The organism is Henriciella algicola (assembly GCF_003576245.1).
Lineage (GTDB): Bacteria > Pseudomonadota > Alphaproteobacteria > Caulobacterales > Hyphomonadaceae > Henriciella > Henriciella algicola.
The window spans coordinates 52,438-72,885 of the sequence record NZ_QWGA01000003.1; the positions used below are offsets into that span (position 1 = coordinate 52,438).

General features: G+C 60.1%; 17 protein-coding genes. 14 read left to right on the plus strand and 3 right to left on the minus strand.

Annotation, left to right across the window (positions count from 1 at the left end):
• The first annotated feature begins 88 nt into the window (after nucleotides 1-88).
• Both D1222_RS00795 and D1222_RS00800 read left to right on the plus strand, forming a co-directional pair.
• The gene (locus D1222_RS00795) at nucleotides 89-2,476 is read left to right on the plus strand and encodes a transketolase (protein WP_119452344.1); all 2,388 of its coding nucleotides are present in this window, start codon (nucleotides 89-91) and stop codon (nucleotides 2,474-2,476) included.
• Between the two features lie 58 nt (nucleotides 2,477-2,534).
• The gene (locus tag D1222_RS00800) at nucleotides 2,535-3,014 is read left to right on the plus strand and encodes an N-carbamoyl-L-amino acid amidohydrolase (protein WP_119452345.1); all 480 of its coding nucleotides are present in this window, start codon (nucleotides 2,535-2,537) and stop codon (nucleotides 3,012-3,014) included.
• Here the strand turns inward: D1222_RS00800 and D1222_RS00805 are convergent.
• Entirely contained in the window at nucleotides 3,011-3,742 is a 732-nt protein-coding gene (locus D1222_RS00805; protein WP_119452346.1) for an HNH endonuclease, read from the minus strand. The genes D1222_RS00800 and D1222_RS00805 overlap by 4 nt on opposite strands.
• Nucleotides 3,696-4,031 (minus strand): hypothetical protein, encoded by a 336-nt coding sequence (locus D1222_RS00810; protein WP_119452347.1) that lies wholly within the window; start codon nucleotides 4,029-4,031, stop codon nucleotides 3,696-3,698. Before D1222_RS00810 ends, D1222_RS00805 begins: the two co-directional genes overlap by 47 nt.
• Before the next feature lie 282 nt (nucleotides 4,032-4,313).
• Between D1222_RS00810 and D1222_RS00815 the strand changes: the two genes are divergently transcribed.
• From D1222_RS00815 to D1222_RS00845, 7 genes are all read left to right on the plus strand, one after another.
• Nucleotides 4,314-5,774, plus strand: coding sequence for an AMP-binding protein (locus tag D1222_RS00815; RefSeq protein WP_119452348.1), 1,461 nt, complete (start codon nucleotides 4,314-4,316; stop codon nucleotides 5,772-5,774).
• A 77-nt stretch (nucleotides 5,775-5,851) separates the two neighbouring features.
• A complete protein-coding gene (locus D1222_RS00820) occupies nucleotides 5,852-6,562 on the plus strand; it encodes a hypothetical protein (protein WP_147371788.1) in 711 nt (236 codons plus the stop codon).
• Nucleotides 6,563-6,834: 272 nt separating this feature from the next.
• On the plus strand, nucleotides 6,835-7,401 hold the full coding sequence (locus D1222_RS00825; protein ID WP_407646731.1) for a PepSY-associated TM helix domain-containing protein: 567 nt from the start codon (nucleotides 6,835-6,837) through the stop codon (nucleotides 7,399-7,401).
• A gap of 9 nt (nucleotides 7,402-7,410) precedes the next feature.
• The gene (locus D1222_RS00830; RefSeq protein WP_119452350.1) at nucleotides 7,411-7,917 is read left to right on the plus strand and encodes a DUF2271 domain-containing protein; all 507 of its coding nucleotides are present in this window, start codon (nucleotides 7,411-7,413) and stop codon (nucleotides 7,915-7,917) included.
• Between the two features lie 21 nt (nucleotides 7,918-7,938).
• Nucleotides 7,939-8,757, plus strand: a complete 819-nt coding sequence (locus D1222_RS00835) for a DUF4198 domain-containing protein (protein ID WP_119452351.1) — start codon at nucleotides 7,939-7,941, stop codon at nucleotides 8,755-8,757.
• Between the two features lie 95 nt (nucleotides 8,758-8,852).
• Nucleotides 8,853-9,737, plus strand: coding sequence for an FAD:protein FMN transferase (locus D1222_RS00840; protein WP_182481824.1), 885 nt, complete (start codon nucleotides 8,853-8,855; stop codon nucleotides 9,735-9,737).
• Between the two features lie 147 nt (nucleotides 9,738-9,884).
• Nucleotides 9,885-12,299 carry a TonB-dependent receptor domain-containing protein gene (locus D1222_RS00845; protein WP_233348449.1) on the plus strand — a complete coding sequence of 805 codons (2,415 nt, stop codon included), beginning with the start codon at nucleotides 9,885-9,887 and terminating at the stop codon, nucleotides 12,297-12,299.
• Between the two features lie 95 nt (nucleotides 12,300-12,394).
• Here D1222_RS00845 and D1222_RS00850 read toward each other — a convergent pair whose 3' ends face one another.
• Nucleotides 12,395-13,900: an MFS transporter gene (locus D1222_RS00850; protein WP_119452353.1), complete on the minus strand. Its 1,506-nt coding sequence runs from the start codon at nucleotides 13,898-13,900 to the stop codon at nucleotides 12,395-12,397.
• 224 nt (nucleotides 13,901-14,124) lie between these two features.
• Between D1222_RS00850 and uvrB the strand changes: the two genes are divergently transcribed.
• From uvrB to D1222_RS00875, 5 genes are all read left to right on the plus strand, one after another.
• Entirely contained in the window at nucleotides 14,125-16,326 is a 2,202-nt protein-coding gene (uvrB, locus tag D1222_RS00855; RefSeq protein ID WP_119452354.1) for an excinuclease ABC subunit UvrB, read from the plus strand.
• 373 nt (nucleotides 16,327-16,699) lie between these two features.
• Nucleotides 16,700-17,455, plus strand: a complete 756-nt coding sequence (locus tag D1222_RS00860; protein ID WP_119452355.1) for a hypothetical protein — start codon at nucleotides 16,700-16,702, stop codon at nucleotides 17,453-17,455.
• The gene (locus D1222_RS00865) at nucleotides 17,412-18,284 is read left to right on the plus strand and encodes a class I SAM-dependent methyltransferase (protein WP_119452356.1); all 873 of its coding nucleotides are present in this window, start codon (nucleotides 17,412-17,414) and stop codon (nucleotides 18,282-18,284) included. The genes D1222_RS00860 and D1222_RS00865 overlap by 44 nt, the downstream gene beginning before the upstream one ends.
• A gap of 976 nt (nucleotides 18,285-19,260) precedes the next feature.
• Nucleotides 19,261-19,899: a hypothetical protein gene (locus D1222_RS00870; protein WP_119452357.1), complete on the plus strand. Its 639-nt coding sequence runs from the start codon at nucleotides 19,261-19,263 to the stop codon at nucleotides 19,897-19,899.
• A 235-nt stretch (nucleotides 19,900-20,134) separates the two neighbouring features.
• A complete protein-coding gene (locus D1222_RS00875) occupies nucleotides 20,135-20,437 on the plus strand; it encodes a hypothetical protein (protein WP_119452358.1) in 303 nt (100 codons plus the stop codon).
• The last annotated feature ends 11 nt before the right edge of the window (nucleotides 20,438-20,448 follow it).

The following is a 20,448-nucleotide window of genomic DNA, read 5'->3' on the forward strand; positions in this document are numbered from 1 at the left end:
TGACCACGTGGCTCGCCGGATGGACTTGCCGCGCCACTTCATGCCACACCCCCAGATGTAAAGACTGTTGCAATTGCAAAGGCCCGTCATGACCGCCGATCTCGATCATCTCAAAACCATCGAACAGCGCCTGCTCTGGCTCTCGGCCTGGACGGTCCACAACGCCAACAATATCCGCAAGAAGGAAGACGGCGCGATCAAGGTGGGCGGGCACCAGGCCTCCTGTGCCTCAATGGTGCCGATCATGACGGCGCTCTACTTCAATACGCTGAAGCCGGAAGACCGCGTCGCCGTAAAACCGCACGCCTCGCCCGTCTTCCACGCCATGCAATATCTGATGGGCAACCAGACGCGCGAGAAGCTCGAGAACTTCCGCGGCTATGGCGGCGCTCAGTCCTATCCAAGCCGCACCAAGGATGTCGACGATGTCGACTTCTCCACCGGCTCTGTCGGTCTCGGCGTGGCGGCCACTGCCTTCAACTCACTCGTGCAGGATTATGTCGCCGCCAAGGGCTGGCTCGGCGACACGCCGCTCGGCCGTCAGGTCGCGCTCGTCGGCGACGCCGAACTCGACGAAGGCAACGTCTATGAGTGTCTTCAGGAAGGCTGGAAGCACGACCTCAGGAACACCTGGTGGATCATCGACTATAACCGCCAGAGCCTCGACGGCGTTGTCCATGAGGGCCTCTGGGAAAAGATTGAGGCCATCTTCAAGGCGTTCGGCTGGCGCACTGTGGTGCTGCGCCACGGCGTCCTGCAGCGCGAGGCCTTCAAGGAGCCGGGCGGCGAAGCCCTGAAAGAGTGGATCCAGAACTGTCCGAACATGGATTACTCCGCCCTCACCTACAAAGGCGGCAAGGCTTGGCGCAAACGCCTGATGAACGACATTGGCGATCAGGGCGACGTCTCCGCCCTTCTCGACAAGCGCAGTGACGAAGAACTCGACGCCCTGATGAATAATCTCGGCGGACAGTGCCTCGCAACGCTGACCGAAGCCTTCGACAAGATCGATGACGACAAGCCGACTGTCTTCCTTGCCTATACGATCAAGGGCTGGCAGACCCCGCTCGCAGGCCACAAGGACAATCATGGCGGCTTCATGAACAATCCCCAGTTCGCCGAATTCCAGAAGCGGATGGGCGTTCCGGAAGGCGAGGAATGGGACAAGTTCGCCACCGTTGAGGACGAAGACAGCCTCCAGAAATTCCTCGATAGCGTCCCCTTCTTCGCTAAAGGCACGCGCCGCTACACCGCCCCCACGGTAAAGTCCCCCGGCCCGGTCTGGCTGGACGACCGCGAACTCGCGACGCAGGCTGGTTTCGGCAAGATCCTCGACGCCCTTGCGCGCGGCGATTCAGACCTCGCCGACCACATCGTCACCATGTCTCCGGATGTGACCTCCTCGACCAATCTCACCGGCTGGGTCAATCGCCGTTCACTCTTTGCCCGGCGTGAGGTCTCCGACATTTTCAAGGAACAGTCGATCCCGTCCGCCCAGAAGTGGGAATTCTCGCCCGAGGGCCAGCATTTCGAGCTTGGCATCGCAGAGATGAACCTCTTCCTCCATCTCGGCCAGTGCGGGCTCGCGCACAGCCATTTCGGCACCCGCCTCATCCCGATCGGCACCCTGTACGATCCGTTCATCGCGCGCGGCCTCGACGCCCTGAACTATGCCTGTTATCAGGACGCCCGTTTCATCGTCGCGGGCACCCCGTCCGGCATAACGCTCGCGCCCGAAGGCGGCGCCCACCAGTCGGTCGGCACCCAGCTTATCGGAATGAGCCAGGACGGCCTTGTCAGCTTTGAGCCCGCTTTCCTCGATGAGCTGTCCATCATCATGGACTGGAGCTTTGACTACCTCCAGCGCTCCGGCGAGAATGACCCGGATGAGCGCACATGGCTGCGCGATGAAACCGGCGGCTCAGTCTATCTCCGCCTCTCCACCCGCCCTATAGAACAGCTCGGCCCCCGCAACCGCGACAATGAAGAGTTTCGCCGCGGCGTCGTCGACGGCGCCTACTGGCTGCGCGAACCGGGCCCCAATTGCGAGGTCGTGATCGCCTATCAGGGCGTCATCGCGCCCGAAGCTATCGAAGCCGCCGGCCGCATCGGCAATGACCGCCGCGACATCGGCGTGCTCGCCGTGACCTCCGCCGACCGCCTCAATTCAGGCTGGACCGCCGCCCGCCGCGCCCGCGCCAAAGGCCACAGCTCAGCGATGAGCCAGATTGAGCGCCTGATGGCCAAAGTCCCCCGCGACGCAACCCTCATCACCGTCACCGACGGTCACCCCGCTACACTCGCCTGGATCGGCTCCGTCGCCGGCCACATGACCGCCCCCCTCGGCGTCGAACACTTCGGCCAAACCGGCACCATCCCCGACCTCCACCGCCACTTCCAGATCGACACCGACGCCATCGTAAACGCCGCTAACCATCTCAGCGCCGGGCGGAGAATTAGGCTGATGGGAGGTTAGGTTTTTCGTTAGCTCTATCAGCTGCGATATTCTCGAAATTCAAGAACAGGAAAGAGCGATGGGGAACCCGTATTTAAAAGAGAACAGATTATCAGATGTTATCGCCGGAATTACTGCCTTGGGTACGTATAAGTTCTACAAATTAGATTTTTCGAAGTGGTCTGATCGCATATCCGGCTCCGAAAAGAATGCTACTCACTGGAAATCCGTCTTCATCGAGCATCCAGAATTTTTCCGACTGAGTGCGGAAGGTGACAAAGCCTCTCTGGTGTGGAGACGACAGTTTCCGAAAACTTATGACGTGGACCAGCAGCGGGATATACCCATACCCGAGGGCAACAAGCATCATGAAGATATTGATCGACTAAGCCGCAGGCCCTTGGAGCCCGCTGAACTAACCGCTCTCATCAACATCGCGACCAATTTGCACGATGGGGCACTTGAGCAAGCTAAAGCGGAAAAATGGTGGGTACCAATTGTGCCAGGTCTGCTCGCGCTTGGTGGTGCAATAATTGGCGCATTTCTAGCGAATATCTAAGCTGCCTCAAATACTACATCCCGATGGTGCTCGAGATACTCCGGCAGCGGCCGAAACTTCGCTGGCTTCAGCCGGATATCCTCATTGAAGAGAGACCGGACATGATCCGGAATGACGATCTTTGACGATACCATCATGGTGAGGTCATCGCGGAAGGTGATCAGGCCGCGATCAAAGGCCCGGTCATGTAGCGAATTTAGGCTGATCCCATTGCGTGGGTCGAGGCGCGTGTCCTCGCGTGTCTTCCACGGAATAATATGGCTCGCCGTTAGCAGCGACGGCGAAACCTTACCCATCACCGCACACTGATTGTCGTAAGACGGCAGCACGATCTCCCGGAAGACACGCTGGTTTTGGCGCACCTTCACGGTACGCTCTACTTCTTTGCCTTCGGTCACTTGGAGGACCGCAGAAGACTCCGGTTCCCTATAAAAAATTTCGCTCACAATGCGCCGCGCCCGCTCAATGAATTGCGTTGGACGGGCTGTAAAATCGGTCCAGACCTCGCGGTCCAAGTTCGATGCGCCGTCGAGACCTTTGCGATCCAAGTCTTCATCCAGCGAGGCAAGATTGCTAAGCTTCATCGCCAAAGCGCTCGGCGTGCGCCCAATCTCTGCGGCAAGCGCAATGATCTCCGGATTGCCACTATGCAAACGCCCAAAAGGCAGCCGCGTATAGAGCTCAATCGCGAGCGTGACCTCTCTGCGATCCCAATTCCTGCGCGCCATCCCGCTCCCAGCTGTTCTCCGCTCGAACGGTTGAGACTATCGCATTGGCGCGTTTACGAAAGTCTTGCGGTACAAACTCCGCCTTCGCCGCCTCCTCCAACATCGCCAGCATGTCTGGCGCAGCCAGAATCAGGCGTACCACCGCGTCTTCATCCGCCCCCAGGCATGGACTCAAGACAGCCGCGAGGTAGCCATCCTGCAGCTCCAGTACCCGGCATTCTTCGCTTGCTTCCGCCACTAAAAGGTCCACGATCTCGGTCTTCTCTCTGGTGCCATCCTGCAAGCGCATAAGGTGAATATGCTCCAGCTTTTAAATCTACTCAAGCGTGTTGTAAGATACTTTTCTCGTTTTAATTTATTTGTTGGCGCGGAGACCCGATGGTTCGACTGCGCTCACCATGCGGGTCTACTTTCAACCTCTCAAAGCCCGCATGGTGAGCGAAGTCGAACCACGGGCGTGTGCGCTTCCGTCCCAAAACTGCCACCTTCCCCTCCGCGTCCAAATCGCTAGGCTCTGCGCCAGCACCAACAACCGGCCGCATGAGACGGCCCGTCCCGGAGGAAACCGCCTATGCCTGCCCTGTCGCTGTCGCGCATTCTTGCCCATTGGGCCGCTATCCAGCCGGAGCGGGTCGCTGTCGACCATGAGGGCCACCAGATCACATGGGCGGACCTCGACGCGCGCACCAACCGGCTCGCCCGCGCCTATGCGGACCTTGGCGTCAAGGAAAACGACTTCGTCACCATCGCCCTGCCCAACAGTCTTGAATTCTTCGAGGCGACTTTCGCGGCCTGGAAACTCGGCGCGACGCCGCAGCCGGTCTCTGCCCGCCTGCCGAAATATGAGCGCGACCAGATCGTCGAGCTCGGCAAGCCATCCCTCGTCGTTGGCGTGGCCGAGGGAGAGTACGCGCCCACCCCGTGCGTGCCCGCAGGCTTCACCCCGGACAGCAGCCTCTCTGAAGAGCCGCTGCCCGAGAAGACCGCCGCCTCCCTGAAAGCGATGACCTCAGGCGGCTCCACGGGCCGTCCGAAACTCATCGTCTCAAAGCTACCGGCCCAGTGGGACACTGAGTTGGATTTCCTCGAAATCCGCAATCAAGGCTCCATGCTGATCCCGGGGCCGCTCTACCATAATGGCCCTTTCATGTGGGCCACCATCGCCCTCTTCAAGGGCGCAACCGTCGCCGTCACGACCCGTTTTGATGCCGAGAAGACGCTTGAGCTGATCGACCGTCTGCAGCTCGAAACCGCCTATATGGTGCCGACCATGATGCGCCGGATCTGGGCCCTGCCTGAGGATGTGCGCACGCGCTATGACATCTCGAGCCTCAACGCGCTCTGGCACCTGGCCGCCCCTTGCCCGCCCTGGCTGAAAGAGGCCTTTATCGAATGGCTGGGCCCCGAGGTCATCTGGGAGCTTTATGGCGGCACGGAAGGCCAGGGCTCGACCACGATCCAGGGCACTGAATGGCTGACCCACAAAGGTTCGGTCGGAAAGCCGGTTGAGACCTGCGAGATGAAGATCGTCGGCGAGGAAGGCGAGACCCTGCAACCCGGCGAGGTCGGTGAGGTCTTCCTCCGCCCGCTCGCAGGCCAAGGTACCTCCTATTATTATCTCGGCGCCGAAGCCAAGGCGATCGAGGGCGGTTGGGAAAGCCTCGGCGATATGGGCTGGATGGACGAGGATGGCTATCTCTACCTCACAGACCGCAAGTCAGACATGATCATCGTTGGCGGCGCGAACATCTACCCCGCAGAGGTCGAGGCCGCGCTCGATGCGTTTCCGGGCGTGCGCAGTTCTGCCGTCATTGGCCTGCCGGATGAGGATATGGGCTCCCGCCTCCACGCCATCATCGACATGCCGACCGGCGACCTCGACGAGGCGGCCCTCACCGCGCACCTGAAAGAGCGGCTGGTCACTTACAAACAACCGAAATCCATCGAACTCGTGCGCGAACCCCTGCGCGATGATGCCGGCAAGACCCGCCGCAAGGCACTGCGCGAAGCCCGCCTCCAGCCTGCGGGCTGACACCGCACCCCAGCGCCCGCAGAACCAAAACGCCTCCCAGACGTTCGCTCCGGCGAACGCTTCTGTGAGGTAATGACATGTCCAGACATATGATGACCGGGCTGCTGCTCGCTGCGGGCCTTGCTGCCTGCTCCGAACCGATGGAGCAGCCAGCGCCGCCGCCAACACCGGGCACGGAAGACGCCGCGAAGACCGGCAAGATCGACATGCCAGAAATCCGCGACGCGGAAGGCCTCTCCCCTCGCGATGAGGAAGACACCGAAGCGGCCCCATTCTTCGACCCACGAGAAGCAGGCGCGACTGCAGCCGCCTATGAAGCCGGGGACGCAACACCCCCGGATGAGATCGAAACCGGAGCAGTTCTCGGCCGGGTAAGCGGCTCATTCACGGCGCCCGGCGCGAATGAGACGGCATGGCTCATCGGAGAGGAAGGCGCCCCCGAACGCATCGTCCTCGTCTCAATTGGCGGCATGATGCAACAGGTCGACCTGCCCGGTTCTGAAGGCGCGGAACCGCCGCGCATCGTCGCTGCGCCGGACACCAATCAGGACGGCATGACGGAGCTGGTGCTCTATTCAACCAGCGACTCCGATGGCCTCGTTACAGGTCAGGCAACCCATCTCAGCCTGCGTAGCGGTGAGGCGTCAGTGCTCACGGAATGGAGCCTCCTGTCAGACCCATGTGCAAGTAGCACCCCGGAAGACGCTGAGATGACCGGCAGCCTTCTTATGCTGGATGAAGACACTAGCGAGATCAGCGAAGAACCCTTCTCAGCCCCCTGCGACTAGGCCGCCCGCTTGATTGGCGCAGCTCACCAGACAGCTATGCACTTGCGGGCGGGAGATTTGCAGCCTTACCCGAATTACGGCTTGCGTATGAGAATGATTTGCAATTAGGGTTGCGCTTCTAGCTTCCTCCCTTCCTTGCAATTGCGGCCCTCATCACCTTGCCAGACTCTTCAGTTTCCTCCCGACCGGCAAGCCGGCTGTCGCGTGCCTTGCATTTCCAGAAATGGTCGACCTATGCATTCTGGAAACGCCAGGCCCGCACCTGGCACTGGATGTCAGGCGCCATCTGCCTGCTCGGCATGCTGCTCTTCGCGCTCACCGGCATCACCCTCAATCACGCCCACCAGATCCCCGCGAATACAGAAATAACAGAGCGGGAAATGGTGCTGCCGGCCGACGCGTTGGCGAGCATCTCGCCCGATATCACGATTGAAGACGGCGCCATACTCCCGGCCGAAATCGTCCGGTCGGTTCGCCGCGAGATCAACGTCAATCTGGCGGGCGAAGCGGGTGAATGGACCGATATCGACGTCTATGTCAGCCTACCCCGTCCGGGCGGCGATGGCTGGATCAGCATCGACCGCGAGACCGGCGAGGTTTTCTATGAAGGCACCTCACGCGGCGCGATTTCCTATCTCAACGATCTTCACAAAGGGCGTAGCACCGGCCCGGTCTGGTCCCTCTTCCTCGACATCTTCGCCGTCGCCTGCGCCGTATTCTGCCTGAGCGGTCTCTGGCTTCTCCAGATCCATTCACCGCGCCGCCGCTCCACATGGCCGCTCGTTGCTGGCGGCCTCGCCGTCCCCGCGCTGCTTCTTCTCATCTTCATTCACATCTGAGGTTTTCATATGCGTTCAATCCTGACCCTGGCGGGCCTCACCCTCGCTGCCGGACACGCCGCTGGCGAAGGTGTCGAGCTGGAAATCGAGATCCCTCGCCTCGACGTCGCCGAATATCACCGCCCCTATGTTGCCGTCTGGGTCGCCCGGCCCGACCACAGCGTCGTTTCCAATGTCGCCGTCTGGTACCAGCAGGAATCCCGCGGCGCAGAGGAAGGCGAAACCTGGCTCAAGGATCTGCGCCAATGGTGGCGGCGCGCTGGCCGCTCTCTCGATATGCCGGTCGACGGTGTTTCCGGGCCAACGCAGGCCCCCGGCAAACACACGATTGATCTCGGCCCCAACACCGATCTTGAGCCCGGCGACTATCAGCTCGTCGTCGAAGCCGCGCGCGAGGTTGGGGGCCGGGAGCTGGTCACCATCCCGTTCAGTTGGCCGCTCGCAGAAGGCACGTCATCAACCGCCGAGGGCGAGCGTGAGCTCGGCACCGTCATCCTGCGCAGCACTGCGCCCTAAGAGTTATAACAGGAGTTCTCCATGAAACTGAATCTGCCGAAAGCCGGGGCGTGTCTTACGGCTGCAGCACTGATCGCCGCCGGTACCGCCAGCGCCCACCGCGCCTGGATGCTGCCATCCACCTTCACCCTCTCCGGTGACGAACAATGGATCACGGTAGACGGCGCCATCTCGAACAATCTGTTCACGCCCAACCATGTGGCGATGCGCCTTGACGGCGTGACAGTGACTGGCCCTGATGGCGCGGCAGTCGAGATCCAGAACGCATCCAGCGGTGAAATCCGGTCAGCGTTCGATGTCCTCCTCGACCAGCAGGGCACCTATCGCCTTTCCTCCGGCGGCGCGGGCTATTTCGCAAGCTGGCAGGAAGACGGCGAGCGCAAGCGCTGGCGCGGTACCGCCGAAACGCTCGCAGCTGAAGGCATCGAGCAGAAGCCTGACGTCGAAATCTCCAGAACCGTTCGGCGCACCGAAACCTTCGTCACGCTCGGCGCGCCAAGCGATGGCGTGTTCGCGACCGAAGGCACAGGCCTTGAGCTTAAGCCGGTCACACACCCCAACGACATCTACGCCAGCGAGGAAGTCAGCTTCCAGTTCCTCCTCGACGGTGCGCCTGCCGAAGGCGTTTCCATCGAACTCGTGCGCGGCCACGACCGCTACCGCGATGTCGAGGGCGCCGTTGAGCTGACGACTGACGCCGACGGCATGGTGACCTTCACGCCAGACACCGCCGCCCCCTACTGGATGAGCGCCGAACATGAGAGCGAAGGCTCACTGAACGGCCAGCCAATCGCTGTTCGGACCAGCTATGTCGTTACATTCGAGGCCCTGCCCTTTTGAGCGGAGTAAACCTCCTTCTACCAAATGATTTGCAGCCCGGTCAGGTATCGCCCGACCGGGCTGCGATTCTTCATATGCGCCTTGCTGGTGAAACGATGGGGACGAACTGGTCGGCAACATGGTTTGCCCTGCCGGGCCTCGACCCTGAAGACATCCGGAGAGAATTCGAGGCACTGTTCGAGCGCACCATCCTCTCCATGAGCCCCTGGGAAAGCGCGTCCCTGATTTCCCGCTTCAACGCCCTGCCAGCAGGCGCAGAGCTGAAGGTGGACACGGCGTTTGAAGAGGTGCTTCGCGCCGGCCTGCATCTTGCCCGGCTGACCGATGGCGCTTTCGACCCATGCCTCGGCGGCGCGGTCATGCGAAATGGCTTTGGCGCGGCAGGACTTGGCACGGGCACAGACGGTACGGCGCACGGCCCTGATATCTGGGACAGGCTTTTCAGCCGCTCAGAGCACATCCGCCAGCCAGGCGGCGTCACGCTGGACCTGTCAGCCATCGCCAAGGGCTACACGGTCGACCGGATGGCTGACATTCTCAAGGCGCGCGGCGTCCACCAGTACCTGGTAGAGATCGGCGGTGAATTCGTCGCCAGTGGCGTCAAACCTGACCGCTCACCCTGGTGGCTGGATCTGGAAACACGAACCGGGACAGAAGCCCCTTGGCGGATTGCCCTCATCGATGGCGCCCTGGCAACCTCAGGCGACTATCGCCAGTTCGCCGTCCGGCACGGCACGCGCATTTCTCACATTGTTGGCGATAAGGCGCGCGAAACCGTCCATGGCGACTTCGCCTCAGTGAGTGTGATCGCAACCAACTGCATGGATGCTGATGGGTGGGCGACCGCCCTCTTCGCATGCGGTGACCAGCGCGGTCTCAACCTCGCTGACATCCACGGCATCAAAGCCATTTTTCAGTATCGGGATGCGCCCGCTCAGCTGTCTTCTGCGCTGATGCCGATGGTCGATCGAGCCAGCTGATCGAACCGTCTCAGGGTGCCTGTGGCCCATCTGCCACAGCTTACGCGGCGACATCATAAATTAATGCAAATTGTTCTCATTTGCAGTTGAGACCATCACCGAACCTGTTAGTGCGACTGAGAATAATTTGCACTACGGGATGAGGCAATGACCAAGTACGAACTTCTCAGGCAATCAGCACTCGCTGGCGCCGCCATGACACTGATCTTCTCCGCGCCGCTCGCGGTCGCTCAAACAGCTCAGGACGATCCAGAGACCGTCGATCGCAACAGCGCGCAGGATGAAGCGGCTGGTGAAATGCGCATGGACGACATCGTCGTTACCGCAGCAGGCTTCGAGCAGAAGCTGACAGATGCGCCGGCAAGTATCAGCGTGGTGCCTGTCGATGTCCTGCAAGAGCGCCCCTACATGACACTCATCGACGCGGTGCGCGATCTGGAAGGTGTTGATGTCGGCGAGACCTCCGACAAGACCGGCCAGCGCACGATCAGTATTCGCGGCATGGGCGCCGACTACACGCTGGTCCTCATCGACGGCAAACGCCAGAACAATCACGGCGACATTTACCCGAACAATTTCGGCGGCAACCAGTTCAACCACATTCCACCGCTCGACACGATCGAACGGATCGAGGTGATCCGTGGCCCGGCCTCCACTCTCTACGGCGCCGATGCGCTTGGCGGCGTGATCAACATTATTACGAAGCGCCAGTTTGACCGCTGGAGCGGCTCCGCCACGGTCGGCCGCAGTTTCCAGGAGAATGACAATTTCGGCGACGACATCACTTTTGACGCAGTCGTCTCCGGCCCAATCATTCAGGACCGTCTCGGCCTCTCGCTGCGTGGTTCGGTCTATGAGCGCATCGCGTCGAACCCGGAGTTCGAACCGGTAACCGATCCGGCTGGCGTCGTGCACGTTCGCAGCCTTGGCTTCGGGAGCGGTGGACGCACGGTCGACAATACAAATAAGGCCGCCGGTTTCACGCTGAACTGGACGCCGACTGCGCAGCAGAAAGTCGTCTTCGACTACGATTTTTCCACGCAAAGCTATGACAATACGCCGACTTACGACCCTGATACCGGGGCCGTCAGCTTCCCGCTCGGCACCCTCGATAGCATCGACACGATCTGGCAGACGCGTGGCGGCATTGTCGCCCCCCGCGTCGGCTATGCGGCTGAACAGAAATATGAGCGCCAGAACTGGGCCCTGACCCATGAAGGCGACTGGAATTTCGGGTCGAGCTTTGTCTCGCTGGCCTATGTCGACACGTCCAACGATGGCCGCACGCTGCCCTTCTCTGTCGCAGAGCGCGTGCTTCTGGATCGTCTGTACAATGGCACTGGCGAGTTCGCAGGCCTGTCTGAGGATGAGCGCCGCGCCATCGCTGAAGATACATTCCTGCCGCGTCCGAAGCGGACCCTCGAAAGCAGCCAGTACACGCTTGACGCCCGCGTCGACATTCCCGTGTCCGGCTTTGTCGGCGACCACCGCTTCGTCATCGGCGGTCAGGTCATCGATGGAGAGCTGGAAGACGGCGTCTTCGGTCTCGAGGACACCGCCGAAGGCCTTCAGGCCGTGCAGGATCAGGAAATGTGGTCCGTCTTTGCCGAAGATAACTGGTCACCGATTGAACCCCTCACCATTACTGGCGGCGTTCGCTTTGATGACCACGAGGTGTTCGGCTCCCACACCAGCCCGCGCCTCTATGCGGTCTACACCCTGTCTCCAGCCTGGACGGTAAAGGGCGGCGTCAGCACTGGCTACAAGACGCCGAAGACCACCGACCTCTATGACGGCATCACAGGCTTTGGTGGCCAGGGCACCGTGCCGTGGACCGGCAACCCGGAGCTTGAGCCAGAGACCAGCGTGAACAGCGAAATCGCGCTCTACTGGACGGCGCTGACCGGTGGGCACAACTTCAACATCACCTGGTTTCACAATGACTTTGAGGACAAGATCTCCTCAACGACTGTCACGGCCACCTGTGCCCAGACAGGTGGCGTGCGGCCTTGTGCGAACCTCGGCGCCTATTCAGATGTGCTCGGCGTCGGCAGCCTGCGCCAGCCAATCAATATCGACGAAGCCCGTATTCAGGGCGTCGAAATTGCTGGCCGCTACCAGATCATCGACGACCTCTCCTTGCGCGCCAACTACACCTACACGGATAGTGAGCAGCAGAGCGGGCCGTCAGAGGGCGAGCCCCTGACCAATACGGCCAAGCACATGGCGAACGTCACGCTCGACTGGAATGTGACCGACCGGCTGAGTTCGCAGCTTGGGTATGAACTGAGGTCCGATCGCTATCGCGGTCTCGACGCGACGACTGGCGAGCATCTCTATTTTGAGGAGTACAACGTCTTCAATCTGAGCGCCCAGTATGAGGTCAATGACTTCGTCACGATCAGCGCCCGGGTGAACAACCTCCTCGACGAGGATTTCACCAGCTATCAGACGACTTTTGTGGACCTCGGAAACGGCACGTATGAGCCGAATTTCCAGGACGACTACAACAATAAGGACAAGGCCCGCAGCTACTGGGTCAGCCTGAACGCCCGCTTCTAGGCTCCATCATGCGAGACCGGCCCTGCACATCGTCTGCGGGGCCGGTTTCAGCACTTTTCCCTCCCTCACGCCATTCAGATTGCAGTCGACGGAAATCAGCTGTCGGCGGCCTTCGCTGCGGCCAGTCTCGCCGACCGCCGCTCCAGCCGCGCGCGCAGACGGGCATGGCGCTCAGGGGTCAGCGGATAGCTCCAGATGAGCGGCACAGCCAAGCTATAGAGCGCGATGGGGCCGAGGCAGTAGACCAGGCGAAGCGCCAGAACGCCCTCTTCCGCAGACGCACTCGCCCCGCCCATCGCCTGATAGCCAAGCAGGCCGACGATATTCAGCGCAACGCCCGTAAAGATCGCCGCGGCCAGCTTCTCTGACAGGCCGATCACGGCGAAATACGCGCCCGCCCGGCGTCCACCGGACCGCGCACTGTCCACATCGATCACGTCAGCCAGCATGGCCAGCGGCAGGAATTGAAGCCCACCAAACGCAAATCCCTTGAGCAGGAAGAGGCAGAAGAAGGCGAGGTAATCGCCATAACCGAGAAGCAGATTGGCTGCGCTCACGAAGCTGACGAAGCCAAGCGTGCCCAGAAAGGCCCTGTGCTTACCCACCTTCTTGCCCATCCAGAGCCAGAACGGGATCGCGGCGATGCCTGCCACGAAATAAAGGAAATAGGCCGCACCAATTGTCGGGATGCCGACGATATCGCGAATGAAAAAGAGCGATACCGCATTGCGCAGGCTCTCCCCGGCAATCACGAAAAACGCGATAAGCAGCACCCGGCGCATCGGGCCGTTGCGCCACATATGCTTGAAGCCCTCGATGACAGGCACTCTCTCGCGCGCAGCTGGCGGCGGCTCCTTCACCGTCGTCACAACAAGCGCCGTCAGCAGCGGCACAAGAACAATGATCGTAATGGCGAGCCAGAACAGGACCGGCCCCGTCAGCGCCGACCGATCGCTCGGCACCCGGTTCATGATATCGCCGGAGAACGCACCGATCATGTCCCGCCACATGGAAACGAACACTTCACTCACAGCGCCGCCATCCGCCACGATCTCGACGACCATCGGCACAGCAGCCGCCAGAAGCAGGCCGCTAAGGACGAAGAACTCCCGCGCAGCAGTGATACGGCTGCGCACATGATAGTCGGCTGACAGCTCTGCGCCCCAGGCACGGAACGGGATCTGGATCATGGTGGCGGAGGCAAAGAAGGCCGTCAGCCAGCAGAGCAGGTAGAGCACGCCCGCGCTGTCAGGCGGAACAAACAGGAACCAGGACGAGATCATCAGGCAAGGCGCACCCAGCACCATATAGGGCTTTCGCCGGCCAAACCTCGTCCGCCCCCGGTCCGAAATCTCGCCCATGAGCGGATCGGTGAACACATCCGTGAACCGTGCCAGCATCAGCAGCGTCCCGACCAGCGCCAGGCTCCCGAGGCTCGCGCCATAATGGGCCGGCAGCCAGATCGCCAGCGGATAGCCATAGATCGCCAGCGGGATCGCCAGCGAGCCATGCAGATAGATCGCACGCCGCGTTAGGCCGTGACTCGCCGAGACAGGCTTTGCTGCAGCAGCGGCTGCAACTTCCGGGTCCACAATTGCCATGGGCCGCTTCCTCCATTTGTGCGCCCATTTTTGGGTTTGCGGGCACATCGTTTTTCCTTTCAATCGACGGTTTCGGATTCCCCTTGTCAATGTTGACGCGGCGCCCCTCGCGAGGATGTGATGACCCGGCGCTCCGCCAGCCACCCCCACACCAAACCCGCGTCACACCCCCACTGCACTATTAGACCTTTACGCCGCCCCCACCTCGCCCCATCTTGCCGTTCATGTCCCGTTCCCCTTCCGGCGTCTCGGACGCTTCCGCCACATTCAACTGGTCCGGCGCCGCGCGCGATGCGTCGGGCACGCTGCCATCCGACAACTGGACGCCGCACAGGCCTGACCGCCAGTGGGAAAAGATCGAGGGCGGCAAGCGCTTCAAGGTCGCCTCCGACTATGAGCCCGCCGGCGACCAGCGCACCGCCATCCCCGAGCTCGTCGAAGGCATCCAGCAGGGCGAGCGCGACCAGGTCCTCCTCGGCGCGACCGGCACGGGCAAGACTTTCACCATGGCCAAGGTCATCGAGGCGGTGCAGCGCCCCGCCCTCATACTCGCGCCCAACAAGACGCTCGCGGCGCAGCTTTATGGCGAGATGAAATCCTTCTTCCCGGACAATGCCGTGGAGTATTTCGTCTCCTATTACGACTACTACCAGCCCGAAGCCTACGTCCCCCGCTCGGACCTCTATATCGAGAAGGAATCCTCCATCAACGAGGCGATCGACCGGATGCGCCACTCGGCCACCCGCGCCATCCTGGAGCGCGATGACGTCATCATCGTGGCGTCGGTCTCCTGTATCTACGGTATCGGCTCGGTCGAGACCTACACCTCGATGACCTTCAAGCTCGAAGAGGGCCAGCAGATCGACCCGCGCGAGGTGACGCAGAAGCTCGTCGCCCTGCAATACACCCGCAATGACAGCGCTTTCCAGCGCGGCACCTTCCGCCTCAAGGGCGACGTGCTCGACATCTTCCCGGCCCACCTTGATGACTGCGCCTGGAAGCTCTCCTTCTTCGGCGATGAGCTGGAGAGCATCGTCGAGTTCGACCCCCTCACCGGCAAGAAGATCGCAGATCTCCCCGCGATCAAGATGTACGCCAACAGCCACTATGTCACGCCGCGCCCGACGCTGAACAACGCCATCAACTCGATCAAGAAAGAACTCAAGGAAACGATCGAGCACTTCGAGAAGCACAACAAGCTGCTCGAGGCCCAGCGGATCGAACAGCGCTGCACCTATGACCTCGAAATGATGGCCGCCACCGGCTCCTGCAACGGCATCGAGAACTACAGCCGCTACCTCACCGGCCGCCTGCCGGGCGAGCCGCCGCCCACCATGTTCGAATATCTGCCGGACAATGCCCTCGTCTTCGTCGATGAGAGCCACCAGACCGTTCCGCAGATCGGCGCCATGTTCAAGGGCGACTTCAACCGCAAGTCCACCCTCGCCGAATACGGCTTCCGCCTGCCGTCATGTATCGATAACCGCCCGCTCAAATTCCCCGAATGGGAGGCGATGCGTCCACAGACCATCCATGTCTCGGCCACCCCCGGTTCATGGGAGCTGGAGCAGACCGGCGGCGTCTTCACCGAACAGGTCATCCGCCCGACCGGCCTGATCGACCCGCCCGTCGAAGTCCGCCCCGTCACGGGCACAAAGGACAATGGCAATATCAACCAGGTCGACGATCTCCTCGCCGAGGTGAAAGAGGTCGCCGCAAAGGGCATGCGCTCCCTCGTCACCACGCTGACCAAGAAGATGGCCGAGGACCTCACCGAATACCTGCACGAGAACGGTGTGCGCGTGCGCTACATGCACTCTGACATCGACACGGTGGAGCGGATCGAGATCATCCGTGACCTGCGCCTTGGGGAGTTCGACGTCCTCGTCGGCATCAACCTCCTGCGCGAGGGCCTCGACATCCCGGAATGTGGCTTTGTCGGTATTCTCGACGCCGACAAGGAAGGCTTCCTGCGGTCTGAAACCTCGCTGGTCCAGACCATTGGCCGCGCCGCCCGGAACGCAGACGCCCGCGTCGTCCTCTATGCCGACAAGGTCACCGGCTCCATGCAGCGCGCCATGGACGAGACCGAACGCCGGCGCGAGAAGCAGATCGCCCATAATGAAGAGCACGGCATCACGCCGACCACGATCAAACGCGCCGTCGCCGACATCCTCGCCGATCTCGGCGAAGCCCGCGGCAAGACCCAGCAGCTCAAGGGCGGCAAGTCCCGCAAGCTCCCCGCCCGCGGCATGGCCGAAGAGGCCGTCGCCAAACTCGAACCCGGCTCAGGCCACAACGTCCAGGCCGTCATCGCCAGCCTCGAGAAACAGATGCGCGAAGCTGCAGCGAACCTTGAGTTTGAAGAGGCGGCGAGGCTGCGCGATGAGGTGAAGAAGTTGAGGGAGGGCGAGCTGGGACTCTAAACCCGCATCCTGGGCGAAGTCGAAGGATGAGGGTTCGACCGGGCGCGCTCAGTGAACTTATTCGGTCCACGAAATACGCATTTAGGTCGAAGGCGCGGCTGATACCTGATGACATTAAATTGCCCGAAGACTACGTGCCACCTTGATGCCGTAGTTCAAGGACGGCATGATTCCACCATTTCCTTTCCAACTGAAATCATTAATCTGATCGCTGCTCGGACCACTCGAGACATCGGCTCAATTAGTGCACGACTTCGGCGACGGCACCCCGTCAGTGCTGACCAACTAAACGAAATTCAGACCAACGGTTTACAATCGAAAATTTAGTATCAGAGTAAATCTTTGACCTACGGTGGGAAATTAGGGGGTCTAGGTGTTCGCCGCGCTATTCGAAATAATTTGGGGCTTGGTGGAGGTATTATCCCAAGTTCTCGCAATTCTTCTGGGATATGACCCGGAAAACCTCAGCCAGAGAGAGAGGGATGCAGTAAATGCGTCGATTCTGTTCTTCATTCCTGCACTGCTGAGCATCTCATTTCGTCAAATCCGAATTCTTCGTATGATTTGGGATCGAAAAGTAAAAACAGAGGGCACTTGGGTAGAAAAAATCAGTCAAAACGGCAAAAACTATGTAACCATGTTTCGTATTTGGCGGAGATTCAACAATAATGAATTCTCGGTCTACGGCGAAACAATTGAATTTGATTGTGAATATTGCAAAACAAAAAAAATCTACGCGAGATTTAGTTCCGACTCTTTACACTTTGACTTGAACCACGAAATCAAGATAACATTCAATTATAACTCGTCGATCGTAGGTGAGCATGACAACCGAACTGGGCTTGCACAGTATGGATTTCCAAAACTGGCATCGGAAGCTGCCACAGGTTTTTTTGTCGGAGTATTAGATGGAAACGGTCGCGTGCGAGAAAATATTGTTAAAACCGACATTCGCTTAAAGCGACTTAAATTCAGCGACTGGCTAAAATATGCGGCCAAGGATAAAAAGCTGATCGAAAGCGTTTGGCACTGGAAGTTCTACCTAGCTTGCGAACTTCTGAAACAGATGAATACAGAGAACTCCGATGCCCAAAAGACCAAAGCCCTATCTGCTTCATCGCCAGTCTGACATTGAACATGTAAAAGGCATCTCACGAGTTGATCGCAGCAGTCTCGAAGAGGAAAGAGACCGTCAGTACGCTGAGTACTGGATTGACGAATATGGAACAGCCCCAGATCGAATTCGAAATGACCACATTTTTCCGGCAATTTCTCAAGTAGCGTCTCATTTCGCTCGAGACAATGTCGTCTACGACTTTGGCTGCGGAGTTGGCAACGCTGTGAATTTTTGTCTGGGGATGGGAGCTAGCCAGTACACCGGTTTTGATGTCAATCGCCATTTCTTGGATGCTGCCAAGCAAACTCATGAATCGGAACGCGTGAGCTTCATCAGGAAGAATTTTGACCAATCAGGTTGGGAACGCAGCATTACGCGATCCTTTGACCTCGGTCTGTCGATATTCGTTCTCAATGAACTGAGAGACCCTCGAATTTATCTACGTGGCATAAGAAAGTTGTGCCGACGCGGCAGCAAAAGCAACCGCATCAGCGAAGCTGACAAAAGCAGAGTATGCTTAGTAGTCACTCACCCGTTTTTAGTTTTAAAAGATTTATCTGACTTCTATTTCGGACGCGCAAACAGCAGAAAATTTCTAGAGATAGAGTCGTACAAATCACAGGATACCGGTCGATACAATTTTTCCCGAGGAAACTTCGCGATTCCCTACACTCACTTTCCAACCGGAGATTTGTTCGAAATGTTGATAAGGCTCTCTTTCAAAATCGAGCATTTTGAAGAAATATACTTTGAACCAGGTGAGCTAAGCGAAGAAGAAACAAATAGAGTACACGTCAACAACCAGTTTCCAAAAGCCTTGTTTTTCCTTCTGAAAGGATGAGACAGGGAGCTTCGTCGCACCCTACCCACACCAATCCACCTGCACACCCTCCTCAAGCGGCCGGGCCAGCCCGTCGCGTGAGAGCAGCCAGCCAACATGGTCGCCGTCGAGACTTCGTAACCGGTTGCGCAGCAATCATTTGATCCAGTGGATCAAATGAAGGTGGAGAAGGCCACGGCAGTGGCTGCCCCCATCGCTATCTCTGCTATCTCTCGCGCAAGCCTTCCGCTAACGCTCAAGGCCTTCTCAGGGAAATCAGTCCACTGGACTGATTTCTGATCCTTCGAAGCCTCACAGAGATTGACCGGCTTCTCATAACCCCCCGAGCCCCCACACGCCCCGAGCGCAGGACGCCCATGCCAAGAATCAATCGTCTCATGCCCAGCACCCCTTCCTGCCGCCCTGGCGGGAAAACTGGGCGCATGAGGGCTGAGGGGTCAAGGCTGTTCGAGACGAGTGAATCCTCATCCTGAGCCTGTCGAAGGATGAAGCCCCAAGCGCACCGCCAGCATGCTTCGACAAGCTCAGCATGAGGTCACGTTGACGCGTTTGCCTGATTAGCACATTCGCCCCCTCCGCCCTGCCGGGCACCTCCCCCGCGAGCGGGGGAGGCTGACACCCCATCGGCGCTAGTCCTTCTTCCCCCGCCTGCGGGGGAAGTGGCCCGCGAATGCGGGTCGAAGGGGGCCTTCTGTGCGGAACGAAAGCGCTGCGTACTAAGGCTCAGTCTTAGCTAAAGGTTTGCGCCTCACCACGGCCCGTCCGTGGTGCCCATCTCCCGCCCGTGCAACACCATCAAACTCTGGAAGATGGATCCCACGGACAAGCCGTGGGAAGGCGAGCTTCCTGGACCCGTCCCCCAAGCGCACCGCCAGCATGCTTCGACAGGCTCAGCATGAGGTCACTGAGAGAAGCACGCCAAGGGGAAACTCCCTGACTTTCCCCACCCTTACAAACCCGACCCATACTTGCGCCCATGATTGCCAACGGGTTCATCAGGGACAGCTTCAACGCCATGATCGGCGCGCTTGAGTGCGCGGCCGAGCGGGCGGGGCTCATCACGCGCCATGCCCCGGTGACCCGCGCAGCGGCCCGCCGCTTCATGTCGAGGCTGCGCCAGCTCGAAACGCTGCTACGCCGTCTCCTTGTCCTGATGGCTGCGGAGCTGGAATTAGATATGCAACCGCTCACCCCGGCGAAGGCCGGGGTCTCGTCCAGCAAACCCGCTCCCTCCAACACCACTCGTGCTCATCCTGAGCGCAGTCGAAGGACGGGCACCCGCACACCGGGCTTCCCCCTCCTCCGCATCCTGCGCCCCTACACCGCCGAGGACGCGGCCCGCCTCAGCGCCCTGCCGCGCCGTGCCCCACGCCCCGCCGATGAAACACTGCTGGTGCACCGCTACTGCACCCTCCTGAAACACCTTCAGCACCCCGAGCGGCTCGCCCGGCGCATGGCACGCCACCTTGCAAGGCTGCGCACCGGCGGAGAGATCCGCCCCACCTGTGCGCCGCAGCCCGGCCTGCACCGGCTATCGGCCGAACTCGGTGCGCTCGCGGCCTGCCTCCCCGCCCTGATCGCGGCGGCGCTGTCCGACTGGTACGACACCGGCTAGCGGCGCTCTATCCTTCGGATAAAATGCAACCTCATCCTGAGCCTGTCGAAGGATGAAGCGGCTAAAGAGCTGAGCGGAGCCTGCCCCGGCGCAGGCCGGGGTCGAAGGACGCGCCCAAAAGACCGCCCTCTCACCTCGCCCGCCGGCAAAGGCGGGCCGCAACCGCTGGTCGTTCGGGAACCTCCCCCTTCGCGTGCGCATTGAAATCACTGAAGAACACAAAGGATACGCACGCATGGCCGACCTGCCACAGAAGAATCAGCCCCTCATCGCCGCCGCCGCCCTCTTGGGCACCGGCGTCCTCCTCAAGACCTGGAAGCCGACCCCGCTCGACATGCCGGACCCGAAGAAAAAGCGTCCCCATCTCGACCGCGGAATGAGCCGCAAGGTCCGCAAGGCGCGGGATGGCTTTGCGAAGTTCGCCCTGCCGTCCAACATGCTGAATTCATTGGGAACTTCGCTGATCACGATCGGCGGTGGGCTTGCTCTGCTCCGCCTCGTCGATGAGGTCGTCGATGACAAGGAACGCCTGTTCTAGAACGATTTTTC

Excerpts from the sequence above, each read along its gene's own strand:
- D1222_RS00795 (WP_119452344.1), top strand. The coding sequence starts at position 89 with ATGACCGCCGATCTCGATCATCTCAAAACCATCGAACAGCGCCTGCTC.
- D1222_RS00800 (WP_119452345.1), top strand. The coding sequence starts at position 2,535 with ATGGGGAACCCGTATTTAAAAGAGAACAGATTATCAGATGTTATCGCC.
- D1222_RS00805 (WP_119452346.1), bottom strand. The coding sequence starts at position 3,742 with ATGGCGCGCAGGAATTGGGATCGCAGAGAGGTCACGCTCGCGATTGAG.
- D1222_RS00810 (WP_119452347.1), bottom strand. The coding sequence starts at position 4,031 with ATGCGCTTGCAGGATGGCACCAGAGAGAAGACCGAGATCGTGGACCTT.
- D1222_RS00815 (WP_119452348.1), top strand. The coding sequence starts at position 4,314 with ATGCCTGCCCTGTCGCTGTCGCGCATTCTTGCCCATTGGGCCGCTATC.
- D1222_RS00820 (WP_147371788.1), top strand. The coding sequence starts at position 5,852 with ATGTCCAGACATATGATGACCGGGCTGCTGCTCGCTGCGGGCCTTGCT.
- D1222_RS00825 (WP_407646731.1), top strand. The coding sequence starts at position 6,835 with ATGTCAGGCGCCATCTGCCTGCTCGGCATGCTGCTCTTCGCGCTCACC.
- D1222_RS00830 (WP_119452350.1), top strand. The coding sequence starts at position 7,411 with ATGCGTTCAATCCTGACCCTGGCGGGCCTCACCCTCGCTGCCGGACAC.
- D1222_RS00835 (WP_119452351.1), top strand. The coding sequence starts at position 7,939 with ATGAAACTGAATCTGCCGAAAGCCGGGGCGTGTCTTACGGCTGCAGCA.
- D1222_RS00840 (WP_182481824.1), top strand. The coding sequence starts at position 8,853 with ATGGGGACGAACTGGTCGGCAACATGGTTTGCCCTGCCGGGCCTCGAC.
- D1222_RS00845 (WP_233348449.1), top strand. The coding sequence starts at position 9,885 with ATGACCAAGTACGAACTTCTCAGGCAATCAGCACTCGCTGGCGCCGCC.
- D1222_RS00850 (WP_119452353.1), bottom strand. The coding sequence starts at position 13,900 with ATGGCAATTGTGGACCCGGAAGTTGCAGCCGCTGCTGCAGCAAAGCCT.
- uvrB (WP_119452354.1), top strand. The coding sequence starts at position 14,125 with ATGTCCCGTTCCCCTTCCGGCGTCTCGGACGCTTCCGCCACATTCAAC.
- D1222_RS00865 (WP_119452356.1), top strand. The coding sequence starts at position 17,412 with ATGCCCAAAAGACCAAAGCCCTATCTGCTTCATCGCCAGTCTGACATT.
- D1222_RS00870 (WP_119452357.1), top strand. The coding sequence starts at position 19,261 with ATGATTGCCAACGGGTTCATCAGGGACAGCTTCAACGCCATGATCGGC.
- D1222_RS00875 (WP_119452358.1), top strand. The coding sequence starts at position 20,135 with ATGGCCGACCTGCCACAGAAGAATCAGCCCCTCATCGCCGCCGCCGCC.